This window comes from Enterococcus sp. DIV1420a, assembly GCF_051712165.1.
GTDB classification, from domain to species: domain Bacteria; phylum Bacillota; class Bacilli; order Lactobacillales; family Enterococcaceae; genus Enterococcus; species Enterococcus faecalis.
Genome location: NZ_JBIOOI010000001.1, coordinates 1,428,992 through 1,448,778, shown reverse-complemented (window position 1 = coordinate 1,448,778; position 19,787 = coordinate 1,428,992). Strand labels below are relative to the sequence as shown.

Below are 19,787 nucleotides of genomic sequence, written 5' to 3'. Positions count from 1 at the left end.
TGTACACTCCTTATAAGATTTTGGATAAGGAGCATGAATGACTGTTATACGCTGAGTAAAACAGTCATTCGACTGCCTCTTACCCAGACAAAGAATTGGTTAAGAGGTTAGCCGTCTGGTTGATTTATCTCTTGAATAAATCAACCAGACCAACGTTCCCTCGTTCGGTTACCATTTCTTTTTTCCGTTTAAGATTCAATTATTTTACGTCGTAAATTTGTTCTAATTTTTCTTGTAAAGCAGCTTGAATCTTAGGAGCGTAAACATCAAATTCTTCTTTATCGTTCATGTATGGAGTCATTACAGCAGCACGTAACACAGTTACTTTACCTGCACGGTTCCATTCTTCGTCACTAAATCCTAAGCTGTTTACAAATTTTAATGGGCTGTTGCCATAATCTGGAATAGCAAAGTCAGTATGTGAAGTAATGAATTCGTTATTGTAAATATTTCCTTTAACGTATGATGCATAGTCATATACATCATGGTTTAATTTGTTCATTGCTACTAAATCATCGTTGCCTTTTTCTTTAAACACATAGTCAACCATGTTGAAGTCTGGATGAGTTAATGTGTGGACTTCGATTTCTTTGTCGCCAACTTTGAATGTTAAATCATTCAAGAAGTTATAGAAATGATGTGATCCTTCAATTGAAGCACCAATTAATTTACCATAACCTGCAACGTTTAAAGGTAAAACGTGATGTGCAGCCCATACAGAAGCAGCTGTTGCACCAGCTTTTGAACCTTCAAGGATATAAGCACCTAGTAACGCAGGAATATCGGCACCTTTTTCAAATACGTAAGTTGCGAAGTAAGAAATAACGTCGCGCATACGGATATCTTGGATAACGATACCACCAGCTGAATAAGGGATATAACCCATTTTATGAGGGTCAATTGTTACTGATTCTGCTAATTCGATTGCTTTATATGCATCATACACTTCTCTTGAAATGTGTTCTTTTTTCTCTTTGAAGACACCGTATTCTTCGTGAACATCTTGTAAATCTTCGTAAGGGATGAAGTTGTTGTCTTCGTCTAAGAAGATGGCACGTCCATAACCACCATAAGCAGCATCAACGTGTACATAATAGTAAATACCGTCTTTCATTAATTCATCGCGTAAAGCAATAATTTTATCGATTGAGTCAACGGCACCTTCTTCAGTAGAACCAACTACACCGACAACACCTAGCACTGGAATTTGTTCTTCTGCTAAGCCACGAACGATTTTTTCTAATTCGTTGATATCCATACGGTAGTTATGGTCAACTGGTACTGGGATAACTTGATCTAAACCGATACCGATAATATCAGCAGCTTTTAACCAAGAATAGTGTTTAGTTTGTGGAACTAACCATTTACCGATTGCTTGTAAATGTTTACCTGAACGAGCTGAATGAGCTTTGATTTCATCAATTTCATCTTCAGCTGATTCTAATAAGTCCATAATTTCTTTTGTTGGCATGTTCAATAGTTCCCAATCTGATTTGCCAGCAACTAATTCTGGTTTTACTTCTTTCATAGCAAATGGTAATGATTTAATGTTACGGGCATACCATAAGCCTTCTAAGTTAGCTAAAGAACCATCAGCAACGATGTGTCCCCAACCATTTTTGTAGCTCATTAAGTGAGCAAATTCATGTCCTACTTCTTCTTCCATTTGAGAAGTTGCTGGAGAAGATTCATAGGCAACGTTGTTCCCGTTCCATAGCATTGCAAAGTTATAAGCTAATAGAGAAGGCATTAATGTTTCTGAGTTCATATGTCCCCAATATCTACCTGCTGTATGCCATGGAACTGAATGTGTACGCATGCGAGAAGAGATTTCATTCAATACATCTTTCATATGGTTGACAGTTTTTTCGTAGCTTTCAGATGTGCGTTCTTGAGAAGAGATAACTGGCATGTCTTGTGGCATGTAGTTTTGACGCCATCCTAAATGTTCATCTACTAAGTCGATCAACAAGTCTTTATATAATTGTCCGTTTTCGGCTTTGTCCCCAATGAATAGTGCATTAAGGTTCATTTCGCCTTTTGCTAATTTTTCGTTTTTCATACGAAAATTCCTCCTTACAAATTTTAATGAATTAGATTTTGCATTCACAACTTACACCCAAACGGCTAAAGTGTAAAGAAGAAAAATAACAATGGTTATCATAGCTCTTTAATTTTATAATTTTTTCACAAGGTGTCTTGTCAGAACCATTATATAAAAAAATAAGAGTGGGATTGTGTGTACAATCCCACTCTTATTAGGTGTATTAACGGTTTCACCACTACCTGTAAGGAGAAATAGAATTTTAACTTTGATCAAATAATCACACGTCTTCTCTTCGTGAAATTATTATCAATTTCTAATCCATTACTTTTGCTAAAAAGTAATTTTTCTTCCCTTTCCGTACAACAACGAATTTTCCATCGAAATGTTGTGTTGGATCGACTGCAAAATCTAAATCGGTAACTCGGTCACCGTTAATACTTATAGCTCCTCCGCTCACATCTTCGCGAGCTTGACGTTTTGATGGTTCGATTTCTGTGTCAACTAACCAATCTACGATGTTTTTAGCATCTTTGGTAATTTCAACAGTTGGCACATGTTCTAACCCTTGCTCGATTTCCTCAATCGTTAAGTCTTTAATATTGCCTGAGAAAAGAGCTTCTGAAATTTTTTGCGCTTCTTCTAATGCTGCATCATCGTGAACAAATCGTGTCACTTCTTCAGCTAAGCGTCTTTGTGCTTCACGTTTACCTGGTTCTTTTTCAACTTTTTCAGCTAACGCATCGATTTCTTCTTTATCTAAGAAAGTAAAGAATTTCAAGTATTTGATGACATCACGATCATCTTGGTTTAACCAGAATTGGTAGAATTCAAATGGTGAGGTTTTCTTAGGATCTAACCAGATAGCGCCACCCGCTGTTTTCCCAAATTTTGTACCATCTGCTTTTAGCATTAAAGGAATGGTTAACCCGAATACTTTGGCTTCTGGTCCTTCTTTTTTACGAATCAAATCTAATCCTGCAGTGATATTGCCCCATTGATCAGCGCCACCAATTTGCAATTGAATATTATGTTTTTTATGCAATGTGTAAAAGTCAATTGATTGAAGAATTTGGTATGTGAATTCTGTAAAGGAAATGCCACTTTCTAAACGACTAGCGACAATGTCTTTTGCCAACATCGTGTTGACATTAAAGTTTTTCCCGTAATCTCTTAAAAAATCTAATAAAGATAGTTCTGATAACCAATCGTAGTTGTTCACCATTGTTACCTCAGCATCTTTACCAAATAATTTTTTCATTTGGTTTGAAAGACTGTCCACATTATGTTGCACAGCTTCCATCGTTTGTAAGACACGTTCGGTTGTTCGTCCACTTGGGTCACCAATTGTTCCAGTTCCACCACCAATTAAAATGTATGGGTGATGACCTGCTAATTGGAATCGTTTCATCATCATAAAAGGAATTAAATGTCCAATATGCATGCTATCTCCAGTTGGATCGACACCGCAATATAGCGAAATGCTCGTATTTTCTGTAAGTTCTCTTAGTCCTTCTTCGTTTGTTTGTTGATTGATTGCATCACGCCATGCTAGCTCGTCAATGATATTCATGTTATCACCCTCCATATTTATAATTATCTCTTTATAGGAAATCGTTCATTTAACGAAACAAACGATTAACACAATTGTTTTTACACGATATTCCGTGTTTATTTCTATGTATACACGGGTTCACGAAATTTTCTTTGGTCTGCCACGTATTCAAAAAAAGAATACAAAAAATCCCTAAGTCGTCGAAACGACTTAGGGACGAATTTCTCGTGGTACCACCCAAATTTATACATAGTTTAGTTTATTTAAAATACTATATACCTCTTAACAAATAACGCTGTTACCCGTGCCCTGTAGGCAGAAGCTCAAGAATGTAATTCGATAAATAACGTGTACTAGTTTCCAGCGCCACTAGCTTTCTGTAACAGTGGTTATTTCTCTACTGCTTTTCTGTCATTGCTTTGTATTTAACTTGTACATGTAGCATATTCCTTTTCGTTTTTTTTGTCAACACTCTTTGCTTGATTTTTTTTACTTTTACAAAAGATGTCCCTTTTTCACAAAAATAAAATAACAAATTTACAATAATATTTATTTGTTTTAACAGCAACTACAGATAAAAAAATAACGAAAAAATTTAAAAAATATTCTTTAAAATTTTTTTGACTTTTTTTGTGATTTTCTATACTTTTATAAAATTCCCGAAGAAAAATGACGAACTTCGGATCAGAAGTTCGTCATTTTGTGAAAAACAGTTTTAAAGAATTGGTGAAAATAATCGTGAAATTTGTTGTTTAAAAATCAACCATTTTGACATGTCACGAACAACTTCTGGAGTCATTGTTGTACATTTTTTTCGATCTTCTAAGAAAATTGCTTCTAATTGATCAATGATTTTTTTATCATATAACACAGCATTTGCTTCAAAGTTTAATTTGTAACTTCGGATATCTTGATTGGCTGAACCAACTGTGCAGACTTCATCATCCATAATCATTGTTTTCGCATGTAAGAAACCACCGTTATAAATTAAAATTTCAATATTTTCTTTCATCAATAAGCGGCCGTAATACTGTGTTGCTCGATAAATAAACGGATGGTCGGGCTTATCTGGAATCATAATTTTAACATCTACTCCTGAAGCCGCAGCAACCTTTAAAGCAGCCAAGACACTATCATCAGGAACTAAATACGGCGTTTGAATCCAGACTCTTTTCTTGGCAGAAGTAATCAATTTAATAAAGGCCAATTTAATTTGTTCACGGTCACTGTTAGGACCACTGGCAATCATCTGAATGGATGTATTTGCCTCTGGCACCAACGCTTCAAGTTTAAAGAAATAATCCAATTGATACGCCACACGATTTTTCTCGGGGGAAGAGACGTTCCAATCCATTAAAAAACGCATTTGCAGTAATGAGGCTGCTGGCCCTTGAATCCGTAAATGTGTATCCCGCCAATAGCCAAACTTTTTAGTCGTTCCTGCATATTGATCGGCAACATTAAAGCCGCCAATGTAGCCTACTTTTCCGTCAATAACAACAATTTTCCGGTGATCATGATAATTCAAACGAAACTTCAAAAGTGCTTTTTGAGAAGTAATAAACGTTTGGACAAAACCGCCGTTTTTTTTCAATTCATTCAAATGATGAACCTTGGTGCCCTTTGAGCCAAAGGCATCGTAAAGCAACCGCACTTCAACCCCTTCAGCCGCCTTTTCTTCTAATAAGTTCAAAATTTTGGTACCGATATGATCCGTTACAAAGGCATAATATTCAATATGAATGGAATGCTGAGCTTTTTTTATGTCCGCCATCAACGCATTGAATTTTTCCGTACCATCCGTAAAAATTTCAACATCATTTTTCTTAGTCAGAGGCATCCTATTTAACGAGGAAAAAAAGTCTGTAAACTGTTGTTGCTCCTCCGTCGGCATCTTTTGACTATAAAGTTCAAAACTTTCTTCTTGGAAATTCTGGAAATTCTCTAATTCCCGTAAATCACTTTGTTGCAAATAAAATTTCTTTTTGTCGGTTAAACCGCGCCCAAAGAATAAATATAAGAAAAAACCAAAAACGGGTAGAGCAATCAGTACGAGTAGCCATGCCCAAATTGCTGCTACATCTCGAGGTTTTAACAAAATGGTAATTCCCGCAATAATTGCATTAATAAAATAAATAACTGTTAAGACGCTAAGAATCAATTGTCTTCCTCCTTTATTTGTTACGTTTTAGTATACCATCAATTACGGATTTGGAATATCTTTTCTTTAGCTGCTTCTGTCTCAAAAAATAAAAAGAACCCCCATTCTAGTTAGTGATACTAGAATGAGGGGGGCTTTTTGATGTTTGTTTGAAAGTCTTTTAACTTAATTTCGTGTAAATGGACCTTTAGGAGCAATCAATTCTAAATTTGTACCATCTGGATCGGTAAAATAAGCAACTCCTGTACCAAAACCGCTCTTCAAGCCATCTTCTTCTTGGAATGTAATCGGCTCTCCATCAGGTTCTACGCCAATCGCTCTTAAACGTGCAACAGCTGCATCAATATCTTCCACTTCGAAACACATATGCATTGCACTAATTTGTTCGTTGGAATAAGAAGCTTTTTCTGATTTTGGTTTAACATATTCTAATAAATCAATATTGATGTTTTCTAGATGCACATTGGCATACTTGATTAATGTATCATCTAACCCTTGTGTTTGGGCCATCCGTTTTCCACCAATTTCATCACGATTTGCGATTTTTGTTCCTGTTAATGCTTCATAAAACTTTACTGATTCATCCAAATTACTGACTGTAATCCCCACGTGGTTGACTACTGAAAAACCTTTAACTGCTTCACTCATTGTATCTCCTCCTAGTTAATTTTTAGAAATCAAACGTGTCTGGATCTGGTCCCACACGTAACGATTCATTCAATTGGTTAATTTGTGCCATTTCTTCTGCACTTAGTTCAAAATCAAAGACCGCTGCATTGCTAATCATCCGTTCTTTGTGGACAGATTTCACGGCTAATAAGATATCTTGTTGAATATCCCAACGTAAAATCACTTGGGCTGCTGATTTATTATGGTTCTCAGCAATCGCCAAAATGGTTTCATTAGATAATAATTGGCCTTGCATCAATGGTGACCAAGCTTGGACTTTGATATCATGTTTTTCACAGAAATTACGCACTTCTTTTTGATCCAATTTTGGATGTAGTTCCACTTGGTTAATTACCGGAACAACTTTTGCATAAGAAAGTAAATCTTCTAAATGATGAACTTGGAAGTTGCTGACACCAATTGCTTTCACTTTTCCTTCAGCATATAAAGTTTCTAAAGCTTGCCATGATTCTTTGTAAGAATTATTTCCTGGCCAATGAATTAAATACAAATCTAAATAATCTAAACCTAAACGTTCCAAACTATCATTGAAAGCTTGAATTGTTTCATCATAGGAAATATGCGCGTTCCAAACTTTCGAGGTAACAAATAAGTCCTCACGGTTCAAACCAGTTGCCGCTAAGCCTGCTTTAATTCCCGCTCCTGTGCCAGATTCATTGCCATAGATTTGCGCTGTATCGATTAAACGATAACCATTGATAATCCCTTCTTCGACCACTTTTGCTGTCTCTTCATCTGGTATTTGGAATACCCCGAGACCCATTCCTGGAATTTTAGTGCCGTTGTTTAATGTTACTGTATCTGCTAGTGATGTAATCATTTGATTCTCTCCTTTAACGTTTTCTGATATCATCATATACCGTGCCGTACATGCTGTATAGTACGTACTTTTTCGTTTCATAGGAACCAAAAAGTGCGCTTTTTGGTAAATTCGCTTTTTTAGCCTGAAATTTTTTTAACTTTTTTTATATAACGTACTTTCTCGCTCTTCTAAGCGTAGCATTCTTTAAACGATTTAACTAGTGTATCTCTCACGACACACGACATTTTATGTAAAAAAAGAGAACGCGTACTCCGTCTTCGAAACGTCCTAAGACGCCGACAGAATACCGTTCTCGTGGGTTTGGCACCCAATGGGGGCATAGGGATTCGAACCCTAGACCCTCTGATTAAGAGTCATTAATGTCAATTTTTAAATAAAATTAATATGCCTCTTTTAGTATTAAACTATCGCTCTTTATCTTATGATAGATCAATGTTTTTTTTGCATTATCAGAAATATATTAACACCAAATAATATTAATTGGAAAAGATAAGGAAAGAAAAAAATAAAGAAAAATTGGAAAAAAATGTTGGCAAAAATTTTGACAAATTTATCTTAAAAATAACAAAATCACGTCGGTAACTTAATAATGTCGACATTTTTTATAGAAAATTTTAAAAAAAAACAGGTTCTTGATACGATAAGAAACAAAAAATGTTGGTTGAAAGTTGCTTTACTTGTTGCTTTTTGGCAAACTTAATAATGACAAAAACAGCACAAGAAACAACTATTTATCAACTTTCTCCTGCTTCAAATGAAGTATAAGTACATTCTGCTTTACCAAAAGAAACCATCAAAGAAGAAATTGCTCCAACAGCGGAATGCTGTTTAGTGCCCTTTTTCATATATTGGTTGTTTGGCATAGCTATCTCTAAACCATAAACTGCCAATTGACAAGAGTAAAATACGCTATATTTCCTTGGCAATTGGTAGGTTATGGTTTAAATTATACTCACTGAATGACTGATATACGATTAGAGGCGTTTGACCAGCCACTTTAGATAATCGCTATACAACTATTATTTTATATTCCCTCTTCTGATAGTTCTTCAGCTTTATTAATTTTTTTTAAAAGCACAATATTACTTTTTCCAACTTGTACTACTGATTTCGCAAATTCAAACGGTTCAATACCAGAATTCCGCATAATCAAGCCTTCTAATAACATCCCTATGTTTGTACCACTCACAACAAAAGCTTGATCTTTTTTCATAGAGAGTTCAACACATGTTTTGAACGGGGTACCTCCTACTAAATCAGTAAAACAAACGACTTGTTCATTCATTTGAATTGAAGATTCAATTTTTTGACGATACTCATCTGCTTTTTCATTGACTAAAAAAGGGATAATCATCACATCTTCAATTGATCCTGTAATCATCGTTAAAGCACTATGCATCCCGAGAGCAAATTCACTGTGTCCAGTTATTAAAAAGTTCATTGTTCTCCTCCTTTATTTAATACGAATAATTGCTTCATTTTGATCAATCAAAACAAGTCGACCATAAAAAAATTGACCATACTCACTCACTAATAATTTATTCCCTTTAACAATATTTTCACGTATAACAAAAATATCAAATTTTTTCTCTCCAGCGATCACGCGAAACCCTTTGACTTGAAAGAATTGTTCGTCTTCACCCGTTTAGTTCACTTTTACCGGCATAATCTAGACATCTTTCAAAGGAGAAATCACAGTAACCTGAACTTCTTTCCCCGTTTCATAATGAAATTTATTGGTCAAGCTTGTGTGTTCAACCAGCTGATTATAAATCTCTGAACTTTCAACAGTAATTTGATTCGTTTGGCCTGATGCAATATAAAATTTATACTTGTGTGAATTTGTAGTTAAATTGAATTGGTTTGCTTTTTTTTGACAATTTAGCGTGGGTACTAAATTATAAGTGCTCGTAATTTCAGTCTCTTTTTGACCCGTAAAACTATCAATAATAATTACTGAATTAATGGTTTGCAAGTAGATAAAACTACGCTCAAAAATCATTAACTTCTGATCATCTTTATCAATCCAGCCGCATTCCGTAAAAAAACCGACAGGAATTTCTTTTATTCGATGAAATTAAAGGGTCACTACAGCCCTCTATACTAAAATATGTCCAAGATATTGACTCAAATCCAGAGATACTATTTTAGTATATTAGTTCCAACATATCTTCTAAACGCAAACCTGATTGGCCACCGTTTATAATACTTTTTATAACATCCAATATCGGGTATATATATGCTCCACTATAAAAAGGATAATGAATTATCTGAGGCTCATATGCCCAGCTAAGATCTGTTGTGTTAAATGCATCATTAGATATATATTTTTTTAAGTTATCAAAAAGCACTTGTTTTTCTCTTAACGTTTTATAGGTGCTTGGATTTAGATAGATTTCACTTTGAAATAATGTTAATAACGTACTATTGTATAGCCTCTCATACAATAATGTTATATAGTTATTCATCATATCAACATTAAAAATATTTCTTACTAGATAATATTCTACGATGTGTGCAACTTTCTCATCAGTCTCAATAGAAGTTAACATCTTTCTTCTGAACTTAGAATAATTATGATACACATGACCCAACTCATGTAAGTAATACACACTTTTTTCAAATCTATCTTCGTCTTCATTTAGGCATAGAAAGCTTGAGTTAGAATATGGAAGCTCTAATGTAAATGAACTACCATAGCCCATAGAAAGTTCTATAAAGTTGTTTTCTTTGAGAAAATTTTTAATTGGCATTACTTCTTCTTTTAAGCAATATATTTTACTATTAACTTCGTGTATACTATAAGCCTCCATATTATTGTTATCGATGTTAGTATTAAATTTATTTAATACTTCTATAACTTCATCAAAGTCAATAGGCTCATATTTATTTTGGGTACGCCACTCGTTGTAATCAAATTTTTTAATTAAATTTTTTTGTAAAATACTATTAATTCCTTCATTAATTCTCTCAATACTAAAACTTTCAAAGTACATATCTGGTATAGCAAAATTTGGAATATGAGCTATATTATCATTAATATAATCTTTCTTTACAAAATTTTCCTTTTTCAACCTTGTTTTAACTTCTATGCCCATTTGTGCTAACAATTCTATATTTTCTAGCTCTTCTTGCTTAGATATTTCCTCATATAGACTCATTTATCCCATTCCTTTATATAAATACCTGTTCTCACCCTTTTGTATACGTTGTGTTCTAATACCAAATCTACGCCAATTATTCTATTAGTACTCATGTGAACCAAATCCATCATATTTTCTTCTGGGATTTTTTCATTACCTATACTCCTTCTAGAATTCTCCAATTCTTTAATGTACTGAATAACTTTTTTCTTATCTATTTCATATAGTTCGTCCTTTTTATTATAATTCTTGTATAAACTACCATCAATTTTACTGAACCAATGTTTGTTTAAAAAATCTATTCGATTTTCTAAACCTGATTCCTTAAAAATTATTAACCAAGAATAGACACTTGCTACTGCTAAACAAAGTGTTTCTGTATCAGAATTAATATCCATTAGTATATTTTTTATAATAGTGGAATCCATGTAAGAAATATTCTCAAAATAAGAAATAGTCATTTTTCTATACCTGATTATTTCTGGAAAATATTCAACCATACATGCATGGACCAAGCCATTAGATCCTGAATAAATACTATTAAAATCAATAAAGTATTCTGGCTTAGGTATGCGTACTCGCATTTCGTTATGGCCTTTATTTTCATAATTAACAAAAATGAAAGGATCACCCATTAACATTTTTTCAATTAGCCTGAATATCATCTTTTTCTCCACCAGCTCTGAATCATATAACAAGCGTATTTCAATTGTGTTCCTCGAAACATCTGGTACTTCTATATCTCTCACTATATACTTTACAGTCGAAACATTTTGTGAAGAGCTATGCAGAATAAGTTCATTTGCATATCTATCAGTGCCTTTAAATACAGGACTGCTCTTTTGAATATCCTCCTTTAAGATTACTTCTTCTTTTTGTTTCAATAACTTATATAAAAAGTTCAAATCTTTTTTATTTTCGATACTTATCAAAGATTCAATATCAGAATAACATAGCGATACCATTCCGGGTATTTTATATTGAGTAGTTAACTTTCTAAAGTGCTTTTCAAAAGTTTCATAAGTCTGTAATTCTTGAATTAACTTATAAATAGACCATTGTTCTCTTATCAATATGACATTTCCAATTGTAACTCTAGGCGAATAGAAGCAGTATAGTCCTTGAATTAATTTATTTAATGGTTTAGGAATATTATTTAAAGAACTTAACTTAAGAATGGATAAAAAACTTTTAGGATAGTACAAGTCATTTATAAGTGTTCCTTTTGTATATAAAACTTCTTCACCATATTCATTAATAGTAAAAAAATGATCATTTTCAACTTTCACAAATAATTTTTTAAGGTCCAATACGTATGAAGAATTATAATTTGTTGAAAGTCCAGACTTTTTAAAGTTCATTATCTGATTCAAGGTTTCATCTTCAAAATAATATTTTAAAACTTTGCCCTTTTTGTTTTCCCAAAATTCTTGTGCGTCTCCTTCATTAACAATATATTTTCCTGTATCAACATTAAAATATTTCTTACCATAAATTTCTAATAAATTAGAAAATATATCAACAGGTGGTTCACTGCTTATTTTATTTGATATACTATTGATATCTATAAACACTTCTTTATCACTATTTAATACAGCTAAACTAATTGCTTTTTTTACTTTAACTAACAACTCATTTTTAAAATCGATAGTTATAGCTACTTTGTCTAGCTTATTTAAAAATTCTTTATCCTTTATTAACTGCTCTAAAATAATTGGCCCATTACTATATCTATCGTAAAAATATTCTAGACATTCATCAAGATTACATATTTTAAAACATTCCACAATTTTACTTAAGAACTTATTGAGACCAACTAAATCTGTAGGGGAAAGAAAAGTATTGTTTGTAAAATTGTCTACTTTTTTAGCTGGTATTATCCAAGAATCATTCTTATCTATCTGATACTTTAAATGAGAACTATTTAAAGTACTATTTAAAAAAAAATTTTGTTCAAATAAGCTATACAAACATTCTTTTGCATACTCCGTTGTATAGCAATACTCAGTTTCAAAAAACGTGATAACATCTTGAACTTTTAGTTTTTTTTCTTCTTCAATAAAATTAGTTAGTTTATCTAAATTTTCCCCTTCAATTTTCACTATATTATCAGGACCAATGCAAATGAGTAATTCCCCATAGCATTCGTAAAATGGATTTTTCTTTACAGGAGTATCTTTGTTTAATTCGTACTTCTTAGCCTTCACTTTTTCTCTCAAGTGTGTATCTTCTGATTGAACCTCATAGTTTTCTTGCGTAAAATAGATATAATCAATTAACCCACCAAAAGACGTAGTTCGATACGAAGCCCGCGATACATAGTTTTCAAGCTTTTCAATTGATGTACATTCTGTTAATCCAAGATACTTAAATGAAAGCTCGCAAGAATTGTAATACTGACTTTTTATATAATCTTTAATTACTGTAATATCCCATTCTTTTCTTATCATGTAATTTATTTTTAAGGGAAGTATGGGTATTCTAACTAGAAAATCTTTATTTAATTTTGACATTTTGTAATCCTAATCCTTTCATATTCCCTACCATACAAATCTCTTGATAAAAATTTATATTCGATTAAATATCTCCTTAACAAGACATAATCAGAGTATACTTTTTTCAACACCTCATTTACTTCATTTTCAGTATAAAGGCGATTATATTCAAACAATTCAATAATCATAGAAAATACTTCTATTTTTGCTTTACTCTTTTTAGGGATTACTTGTAATTCTCCCTCTTCATTAAAAAATCTATTATCCATGAAATCTTCTCCTCAATATCATAGTTACCCAAAGTATAGACAACAATAAAAGTGTAAACATACTTGCAATTAACCAAGCTTCTTGAAATCCAATCCTATCAGAAATATATCCATTCAAAATCAAAGTTATGCTCATAATAATGCCTTCAATAGTGTTATAAATAGATATCATTGTCCCTCTTACGGAATCCTCAGTGATCAAATCATCATGTAGAATTGTAATTGTTATAGTACTTAATACTTGTAACAAAAAAACATGCATAAAAAAAATAGTAGGTGGTAATAAATTAATAGATAATGTAATTACAATACAAATATCCATTAAGGTAAATGCTAGAAAAATGTTTTTGATCTTTGTTTTCTTTATTTCCCATTTGCTCATTAAAAAATTTGCCACTATTCCTGATATACTTATAAAAACAAAAAATAGTCCTGTATCTATTTGATTTTCATTAGTAGATATATAACTTTGCCATTGATTAGAGGGGCCAATGTCATTTATTACTGGTACAAGCAAAATAAATAGAACTATCCAAAAGTACTTGTTTTTTTTTGAGTAATTTAAGGCAGAACGTACTGATTTTTTATATGTTTTAAAGAAAGACTCCTTAGATTCTTTCTTTATTGAATCATTCGGACTTCCTTCTGCAAAATTAAATAAAACTAATAATGTTAAACTAAAGAATAAAATTGCAGAGATTTCAAAAGGTAGCTTTATGTTAATCTTTGAGTAAAGTTGAGATCCTAAATATCCTAATATTAGTCCTATCGTTAAACGATAGGTTGCTGTCTTACTATAAATTTTTTGAATTGAAAATTCTGAATTATTTATTTTCCCTTCATTTGTTAACCATGTTTCTAGAGTACCTGACTGTAACGCTTCGGCAAGTGCCGTTAAGATTCCAGAGATAAGTAACACTGAAAAATTTGGCAACCAAACTAAACATATTAAACCTAAAAAACGCATTCCGTAACCTAGAAACAAAGTTTTTCTTGCACCTATGGAGTCAACTAACACACCTGAAGGAACTTCAGCGAGTGTACAAACAATCCAAAAAATAGACAAATATAAATTAGCTTCCATATAAGAAAAACCATTTTGTATTATATAGATATAAGAAACAGCCGAAAAAATTTGAATTGCTGCATTAGATAATAAATTATAAAAATAGTATTGCTTCCTTATCTTTTTCAAAATAACTCCCCCATTTTTTCAACTGAACATAGGTAAAAAGTTCTTTATTCCTAGTTTCGTTAAAGTCTCAGAATTTTCTTTGTTACTATTATCAATATCTTGTAACCCAGGTACAATAACTTTTACAGCTGGAACAAGAATATCCTTTCTTGTTAAGTTCACGTAAAAAATATCATGCCCACATAAAGATAAATTATTGCGTATTTTTTCTATGTCAGTTTTTATGTTGTTCGATTCTAAATTTATATAGGAAGAAGCTTTTTTTTGTTTATTAATTTTACTGTTAAGAAAAGGTTCAACATATTGTTTATTACCTACTGCCCACTCTTTATTAGCTATGTTAACTTCTTCATTAATAACCTCATACTCTTTCAATAATAATTGTGAAGTTCTTAATTGAACAGACTCTGTTATTGCTCTTAGCATGGCCTTCTCTATATTTAGAGAAGCTCCTGCACCATGTGTATAAATCGGGAAATTATTTCTCAAATCCTCTAAAGTACAATGGACTACATAGGTTCCAAATGAGTTAGATAATAATGTGAAATTAGCTTTAATTCTACACTTATTTAATTTTTTTTCTAAATTTTTAGCAAAATTATCTATATCATTCTTCAGATCTACTACATGTAATTGTGCTTTATGAGTCAAAGCATAACTATTTCTCTCTATAACTTCTAATAGCCCTTGTAAAATAGCATTATCTATTGAAGTATTAGCTGATAACCCTGTTGTTGAATACGATGAGAAATAATATTTTTTATCGGCTACATATGGAAAGTAAACAATATTAGCTGGCATTAATATCTTTTTCTTGTTAGATAAATCAATACCTTCAATCCATTCATAAACTTTATTAGGCTCATATCTATTTTTATTCTCTTTACTACTATCTAAAGAAAGTCTATCTGGATTCAGTACTCTACAACCTTTTCTGATTAAGTTATCATAGCTGTCTCTTATTACTTTTTCATATCCAAATTGTCGCGCACTATATCTTTCTAATGATTCGTAGACAGCACTATAAAAGGCTTGAACTTTTGTAAATCCTTTTCCCCCGTGTTCATCTAGAAACTTTTCATTAGCAGGCGCACTAGAATTTGCACCATACACATATTTATGAACTATATCAATATCTCCTTGATAGCAGACATTTCTAACGGGAGAAAATCTGCCTATTAATTTAGAAACATCTGTGTTTTTTAAAATAATGTTACTTTTATTTTTACAATCGGGATAGCATAAACAAGGTGAATCATAGTATTGGCTTAAATTTTTATCCCAAACAATAAAGGATTTTTTTTCGTCTTCGTTCATTACTTTTTCAATACTCGTACTTACAAAATTAACTTCGTAATCATTTTCCAATTCAATATATTTTGTATAAGTAGAGTCCATACCTTCTTGATATCTTTTAAAGAAGCATTTAGAACAAAAATTAGTTAAGTCAGAGACATACACTATACAATCGAAAAACTCAATTACTATTTGTTCTATATCATCACGTTTTCCAACCTCATTCAAGTTCTTTATAAGTCTTCCTACATTCAACACTTTAATGTAGAAAGTACTTGGTTTTATAATTTCAATAAAATTTTCAAACGTAATATTCCCTCCCTCTAACAAAGGAAAGTCACTATGCGTATTTGTTGCATCATTTAAAAAATCATTGAATGAAAATGTATAGACATTATTGTTCAAAAAATAATTGACTTCATCATTATTTTTTATCAGATAATTATTCATACTACCTCCTTGTATTATTAACCTCTACGGCGAATAATACATTTCCCTTTCCTAAATTTGTTATTTTTAGTCGTATAATGATTTCAACGCTGTGGACTAGTGTGTTCCCTATGGCAGTCATTACCTTTGGAAGCTATAGCCACAGCTCGTTGTTTATTTGTTTATTTGTTAATTAGTTAGATAGCGTAAAGACGCTTTATATATAACAAGGATATATTTAACAGTGAGTGCGTGGAATCAAAGCAGCGTAAATATTTTGAAGGTGTTATTTGTATGATTTACATTGGAATTGGTGTTGCACGTAAAAAACATGATATTTGTATTCTTAATCAATTTTCTACTGTCTTGCTTGATGGATTGACCATCACAAATGACAAGGCTGGGGTTGAGGCGCTTATTGAAAATGTCACTCGTATTCAAAAAGAAACAACTGATGTTGCCCTTGAAGCCACAGGCCATTATAGTAATAATATTTTACTGTTCCTTGATTCTTTATGGTTTCCAGTAAGAGTCTTTAATCCCCTTACCACAAATCTATTTCGTAAATATTTGTCTTTAAGAAAAAACAAAAACAGATAAAATAGACTCTAAAGCAATCGCTCTTATGCTTTTGACAAATCATGAAGAAAAAATTTTTTCTAGAACCGAATTGGCGAACGACCTAAAACAATGTACTAAACATCGTCAAAGACTAGGCGATAAACTTACCCAAGAAAAAGTTCAATTCTCACGAATAACAGAAATAATGTTTCCTGAACTTGCGTCTTCTGTATGGTCTGTCAACCAAAAATCTGTCTACGAACTTTTAAAAGCATACCCCTCTATTAAAAAATTTCCAAAGCACATTTATCTACCCTAACGGCTGTTCTTAAAACCTCGTCCAGAGGTAAATATGGATAAGTAAAAGCAGCCGAGATTCGGGAATTAGCGAAGAACTCAATCGGTACTGCTTCAATAGGGTATTCAATCGAACTGATATCTATCATTGAAACGATAGAACATTTCACTAAACAAATTCAGATAATTGATAAAGAAATTAAAAAAATTATGTTACAACTTTCTTCTCCAATTCTTTCTATACCTGGCATTTCTTTTCGATTAGGAAATGTGATTCTTTCAGAAATCAAAAATATTAACTACTTCACTTCTACCTTTAAACTACTAGCCTTCGCAGGACTTGATCCTTCTATCTATGAATCAGGACAATTCTCTGGCAGTAGTCGCATGGTTAACCGAGGTTTCAAGTATTTGCGCTGGGTTTTACTTCAAGCCGCTCGGCTTGTGTCTATGCGTTGTTCCGTATTCCATGAATATCTTCAGAAAAAAATTAATGAAGGAAAACATTATTTTGTAGCTTTAATCCATGTAGCGAAAAAACTAATCCGAGTCATCTTTAAATTATTAAAAACGAATACCCACTTTGACCTAGACAAATCTCTGTAAAAAAATCACATAGGCAGCTCAACTTCTTTGGTATGCCCTTATAAACATATTTTCAAAAATAATACTGTTATTAAAAAAATGATTTAATCACTTGACTTCATATAGTTAGTCTTATATTTATATTAGCGTGTAGCTCCCGCAAGTTTACTCTGTTATTTATAATTAGAGTAGCATGTTGTGGATTAGTACTTCCTCCACCAAAATCCTTCGGATTACTGTTTAAGTTAGGCTCTATCCACAGCTCTTTGTCATAGTGTTAATAAATTTGTTAGAGCATAGCTTTGACTATGACGCTTGATTTTTCAAAAGGTTACATAGGCAAAGAGTAAGTGGAACATGGCGTATAATTAAAATTCAGGAGTTGATTTTTATGCTTTATGTTAGTATTGATGTTGCTAAATAAAAACATGATATTGCCGTTATTGATAGGGAAGGAACTATTTTTGTTAAACACCTTCAAATCAGTAATGATCGAGAGGGATTCACTAAGTTTCAAGCCACTTTGACGAATCTTCAAAAAACAACGGGAGACAAACTTCAAATTGCCTTAGAAGATACTGGTCATTATTGCTTTAATCTTTTACGATTCTTGCGTATAAATGGCTATCCAACATTTAGTTATAACCCGTTATTGATTAAAGAATTTGCTAAACATCATTCTCTACGTAAAACAAAAACGGAAAAGAAAGACGCAATGACTATTGTCCGTAAATTAAAAGACGACATAGATAAACAACTTTTTCAAACGGAAACTATTATAAGCGAACTAAAATATGCCAAAAGAAATGTCTCTAGAATTAAAGAGAATTGTACAAAGCAAAAAATAAACTACGCTCGTTTGTTAGATATTCTTTTCCCAGAACTAGCAACATTTTTAAGTTCGCCTACGGCGAAACATGATAGTTGTATTTATGCCATTTTAAAGGAGTTTCCTTCGCCTAAAAAATTAAAAAATACTCATTTAACTAAACTAGCAAACTTACTTTCAAGTCATTCACATGGTCGTTTTGGAAAAAAACAAGCGCAAGCTTTAAAAAATTTAGATTCTACATCCATTGGTAGTGACTCTCCCTCTCTAGAGTTTAAATTACTTCAAACAATCGACACCATTAAGTATTTTACTAACCAACGAAAACTAACAGATAAAGTCGTTTCTAAACTGATGCAAGAAATTGACTCACCAATTTTATCTATTCCTGGAATCGGTGTGAATTTGGGTAGCATTATACTCGCTGAAATTCGTGACATTCATAATTTTAAATCCCCAAATCAATTACTTGCTTACGCAGGTTGTGAACCATTAATTAGTACTGCTAGCACTAATCAAGTAGAATTAGGTCGTATGGCAAAATGCGGTTCTTCTAAATTAAGATGGGTCCTACAAGAAGCCACTAGGCTTATGTCTATTAGGTCTCCATCCATGCGACTCTACTTAAAGAAAAAACGTTCTGAAGGAAAACATTACAGTGTAGCAATTAGTCATGTTGTTAAAAAGTTGGTTCGAATTATTTTTCAACTCCTAAAAAATAATGAATCCTACGATGAAGAGAAAATGATTGTTAACTAACCTACCTGAAAAAAATTACATTTTGTTCAGACTTATTTGTTATGCTCTAAAACTGGTTATTTTATCTTTTATCTTAACTTAATATATATAGTTTGTTTAACTACAAAATACTAAAAAAGGCATAACTTTATGTTATGCCTTTTTTTATTATTTCATTGGTGCAGTGTAAGTTCTTTTAGCTTGGCTAGCTACAGGCTTACTTTTCTTAACAGGTTGAACGGTTACTTTCATCTATAACACCTCCAATATAATTAATTTTATTAATATATATAAATTAGAAAAAATTAACTTATATATAATTATAATCACATTATCTATTAATGTCAATGGATAATAATTATTTATTTACTCATAAATTTAAATAATACTAAATATCTTGAAAAGTTGAACATTAAAAATACAATCATGTCCAGACAACGCTTACCATCAATGACATGCTTATAACTATTCTGTTTTTCTATCACCCCTGTTATTTCCAGCTAACTACTAATTATCAACAGCTGATGAGCTTTTCTATAGACATACTCTACAACATATTTTAGCCTTCTTCAAATTTTTAGTTAACTTCAACAGGATACATAGTGGGACAAAGACAGTTTCTATGGATTACCCGTGGTGCTAGTTGATTTAAAACTGGGTGAAATAAAAACTTTGCG

General features: G+C 32.1%; 18 protein-coding genes and 1 other annotated feature. Of the genes, 4 read left to right on the top strand and 14 right to left on the bottom strand.

Features of this window, described 5'->3' with window-relative positions; genetic code table 11:
• Positions 1–199 precede the first annotated feature (199 nt).
• The 14 genes from tdc to IGI80_RS07295 all read right to left on the bottom strand — a co-directional run bounded on the left by tdc (position 200) and on the right by IGI80_RS07295 (position 16,121).
• Positions 200–2,062, bottom strand: coding sequence for a tyrosine decarboxylase (tdc, locus tag IGI80_RS07360; RefSeq protein WP_002355450.1), 1,863 nt, complete (start codon positions 2,060–2,062; stop codon positions 200–202).
• Between the two features lie 298 nt (positions 2,063–2,360).
• Positions 2,361–3,617, bottom strand: a complete 1,257-nt coding sequence (gene tyrS / locus IGI80_RS07355) for a tyrosine--tRNA ligase (protein ID WP_002355444.1) — start codon at positions 3,615–3,617, stop codon at positions 2,361–2,363.
• A 191-nt stretch (positions 3,618–3,808) separates the two neighbouring features.
• Positions 3,809–4,023: a binding site (T-box leader), on the bottom strand.
• A gap of 291 nt (positions 4,024–4,314) precedes the next feature.
• Complete coding sequence (gene cls, locus IGI80_RS07350) at positions 4,315–5,760, bottom strand: cardiolipin synthase (RefSeq protein ID WP_002361214.1); 1,446 nt, start codon at positions 5,758–5,760, stop codon at positions 4,315–4,317.
• Positions 5,761–5,925: 165 nt separating this feature from the next.
• On the bottom strand, positions 5,926–6,408 hold the full coding sequence (locus IGI80_RS07345; protein WP_002355441.1) for a VOC family protein: 483 nt from the start codon (positions 6,406–6,408) through the stop codon (positions 5,926–5,928).
• A 22-nt stretch (positions 6,409–6,430) separates the two neighbouring features.
• Positions 6,431–7,306, bottom strand: coding sequence for an aldo/keto reductase (locus IGI80_RS07340; RefSeq protein WP_438723437.1), 876 nt, complete (start codon positions 7,304–7,306; stop codon positions 6,431–6,433).
• A 701-nt stretch (positions 7,307–8,007) separates the two neighbouring features.
• The gene (locus tag IGI80_RS07335; protein WP_438723151.1) at positions 8,008–8,163 is read right to left on the bottom strand and encodes a hypothetical protein; all 156 of its coding nucleotides are present in this window, start codon (positions 8,161–8,163) and stop codon (positions 8,008–8,010) included.
• A gap of 134 nt (positions 8,164–8,297) precedes the next feature.
• Positions 8,298–8,714: a PTS sugar transporter subunit IIA gene (locus IGI80_RS07330; protein ID WP_438723149.1), complete on the bottom strand. Its 417-nt coding sequence runs from the start codon at positions 8,712–8,714 to the stop codon at positions 8,298–8,300.
• A gap of 12 nt (positions 8,715–8,726) precedes the next feature.
• Entirely contained in the window at positions 8,727–8,876 is a 150-nt protein-coding gene (locus IGI80_RS07325) for a hypothetical protein (protein ID WP_438723147.1), read from the bottom strand.
• 66 nt (positions 8,877–8,942) lie between these two features.
• A complete protein-coding gene (locus IGI80_RS07320) occupies positions 8,943–9,275 on the bottom strand; it encodes a heparinase II/III domain-containing protein (protein WP_438723145.1) in 333 nt (110 codons plus the stop codon).
• Positions 9,276–9,420: 145 nt separating this feature from the next.
• A complete protein-coding gene (locus tag IGI80_RS07315) occupies positions 9,421–10,434 on the bottom strand; it encodes a hypothetical protein (protein WP_438723143.1) in 1,014 nt (337 codons plus the stop codon).
• Positions 10,431–12,929 (bottom strand): lantibiotic dehydratase C-terminal domain-containing protein, encoded by a 2,499-nt coding sequence (locus IGI80_RS07310; RefSeq protein ID WP_438723141.1) that lies wholly within the window; start codon positions 12,927–12,929, stop codon positions 10,431–10,433. The genes IGI80_RS07315 and IGI80_RS07310 overlap by 4 nt, the downstream gene beginning before the upstream one ends.
• On the bottom strand, positions 12,917–13,180 hold the full coding sequence (locus tag IGI80_RS07305) for a DUF2087 domain-containing protein (protein ID WP_438723139.1): 264 nt from the start codon (positions 13,178–13,180) through the stop codon (positions 12,917–12,919). Before IGI80_RS07305 ends, IGI80_RS07310 begins: the two co-directional genes overlap by 13 nt.
• Positions 13,173–14,375 carry an MFS transporter gene (locus tag IGI80_RS07300; protein ID WP_438723137.1) on the bottom strand — a complete coding sequence of 401 codons (1,203 nt, stop codon included), beginning with the start codon at positions 14,373–14,375 and terminating at the stop codon, positions 13,173–13,175. The genes IGI80_RS07305 and IGI80_RS07300 overlap by 8 nt, the downstream gene beginning before the upstream one ends.
• A gap of 18 nt (positions 14,376–14,393) precedes the next feature.
• Positions 14,394–16,121: a YcaO-like family protein gene (locus tag IGI80_RS07295; protein ID WP_438723136.1), complete on the bottom strand. Its 1,728-nt coding sequence runs from the start codon at positions 16,119–16,121 to the stop codon at positions 14,394–14,396.
• Between the two features lie 273 nt (positions 16,122–16,394).
• Here IGI80_RS07295 and IGI80_RS07290 point away from each other — a divergent pair, with 273 nt between their 5' ends.
• From IGI80_RS07290 to IGI80_RS07275, 4 genes are all read left to right on the top strand, one after another.
• Complete coding sequence (locus tag IGI80_RS07290) at positions 16,395–16,700, top strand: IS110 family transposase (protein ID WP_438723134.1); 306 nt, start codon at positions 16,395–16,397, stop codon at positions 16,698–16,700.
• Positions 16,701–16,725: 25 nt separating this feature from the next.
• Positions 16,726–16,980: a hypothetical protein gene (locus tag IGI80_RS07285; protein ID WP_438723132.1), complete on the top strand. Its 255-nt coding sequence runs from the start codon at positions 16,726–16,728 to the stop codon at positions 16,978–16,980.
• Positions 16,981–17,168: 188 nt separating this feature from the next.
• Entirely contained in the window at positions 17,169–17,564 is a 396-nt protein-coding gene (locus IGI80_RS07280; RefSeq protein ID WP_438723131.1) for a transposase, read from the top strand.
• A gap of 412 nt (positions 17,565–17,976) precedes the next feature.
• On the top strand, positions 17,977–19,131 hold the full coding sequence (locus IGI80_RS07275; protein WP_438723435.1) for an IS110 family transposase: 1,155 nt from the start codon (positions 17,977–17,979) through the stop codon (positions 19,129–19,131).
• Positions 19,132–19,787: the final 656 nt, after the last annotated feature.

Bases quoted from the DNA above. Each gene is read 5' to 3' on its own strand.
- IGI80_RS07340 (WP_438723437.1), bottom strand. From the start codon at position 7,306: ATGATGATATCAGAAAACGTTAAAGGAGAGAATCAAATGATTACATCA.
- IGI80_RS07290 (WP_438723134.1), top strand. From the start codon at position 16,395: ATGATTTACATTGGAATTGGTGTTGCACGTAAAAAACATGATATTTGT.
- tyrS (WP_002355444.1), bottom strand. From the start codon at position 3,617: ATGAATATCATTGACGAGCTAGCATGGCGTGATGCAATCAATCAACAA.
- IGI80_RS07280 (WP_438723131.1), top strand. From the start codon at position 17,169: ATGTTACAACTTTCTTCTCCAATTCTTTCTATACCTGGCATTTCTTTT.
- IGI80_RS07285 (WP_438723132.1), top strand. From the start codon at position 16,726: ATGCTTTTGACAAATCATGAAGAAAAAATTTTTTCTAGAACCGAATTG.
- IGI80_RS07295 (WP_438723136.1), bottom strand. From the start codon at position 16,121: ATGAATAATTATCTGATAAAAAATAATGATGAAGTCAATTATTTTTTG.
- IGI80_RS07330 (WP_438723149.1), bottom strand. From the start codon at position 8,714: ATGAACTTTTTAATAACTGGACACAGTGAATTTGCTCTCGGGATGCAT.
- IGI80_RS07320 (WP_438723145.1), bottom strand. From the start codon at position 9,275: ATGATTTTTGAGCGTAGTTTTATCTACTTGCAAACCATTAATTCAGTA.
- IGI80_RS07310 (WP_438723141.1), bottom strand. From the start codon at position 12,929: ATGTCAAAATTAAATAAAGATTTTCTAGTTAGAATACCCATACTTCCC.
- tdc (WP_002355450.1), bottom strand. From the start codon at position 2,062: ATGAAAAACGAAAAATTAGCAAAAGGCGAAATGAACCTTAATGCACTA.
- IGI80_RS07315 (WP_438723143.1), bottom strand. From the start codon at position 10,434: ATGAGTCTATATGAGGAAATATCTAAGCAAGAAGAGCTAGAAAATATA.
- IGI80_RS07305 (WP_438723139.1), bottom strand. From the start codon at position 13,180: ATGGATAATAGATTTTTTAATGAAGAGGGAGAATTACAAGTAATCCCT.
- IGI80_RS07345 (WP_002355441.1), bottom strand. From the start codon at position 6,408: ATGAGTGAAGCAGTTAAAGGTTTTTCAGTAGTCAACCACGTGGGGATT.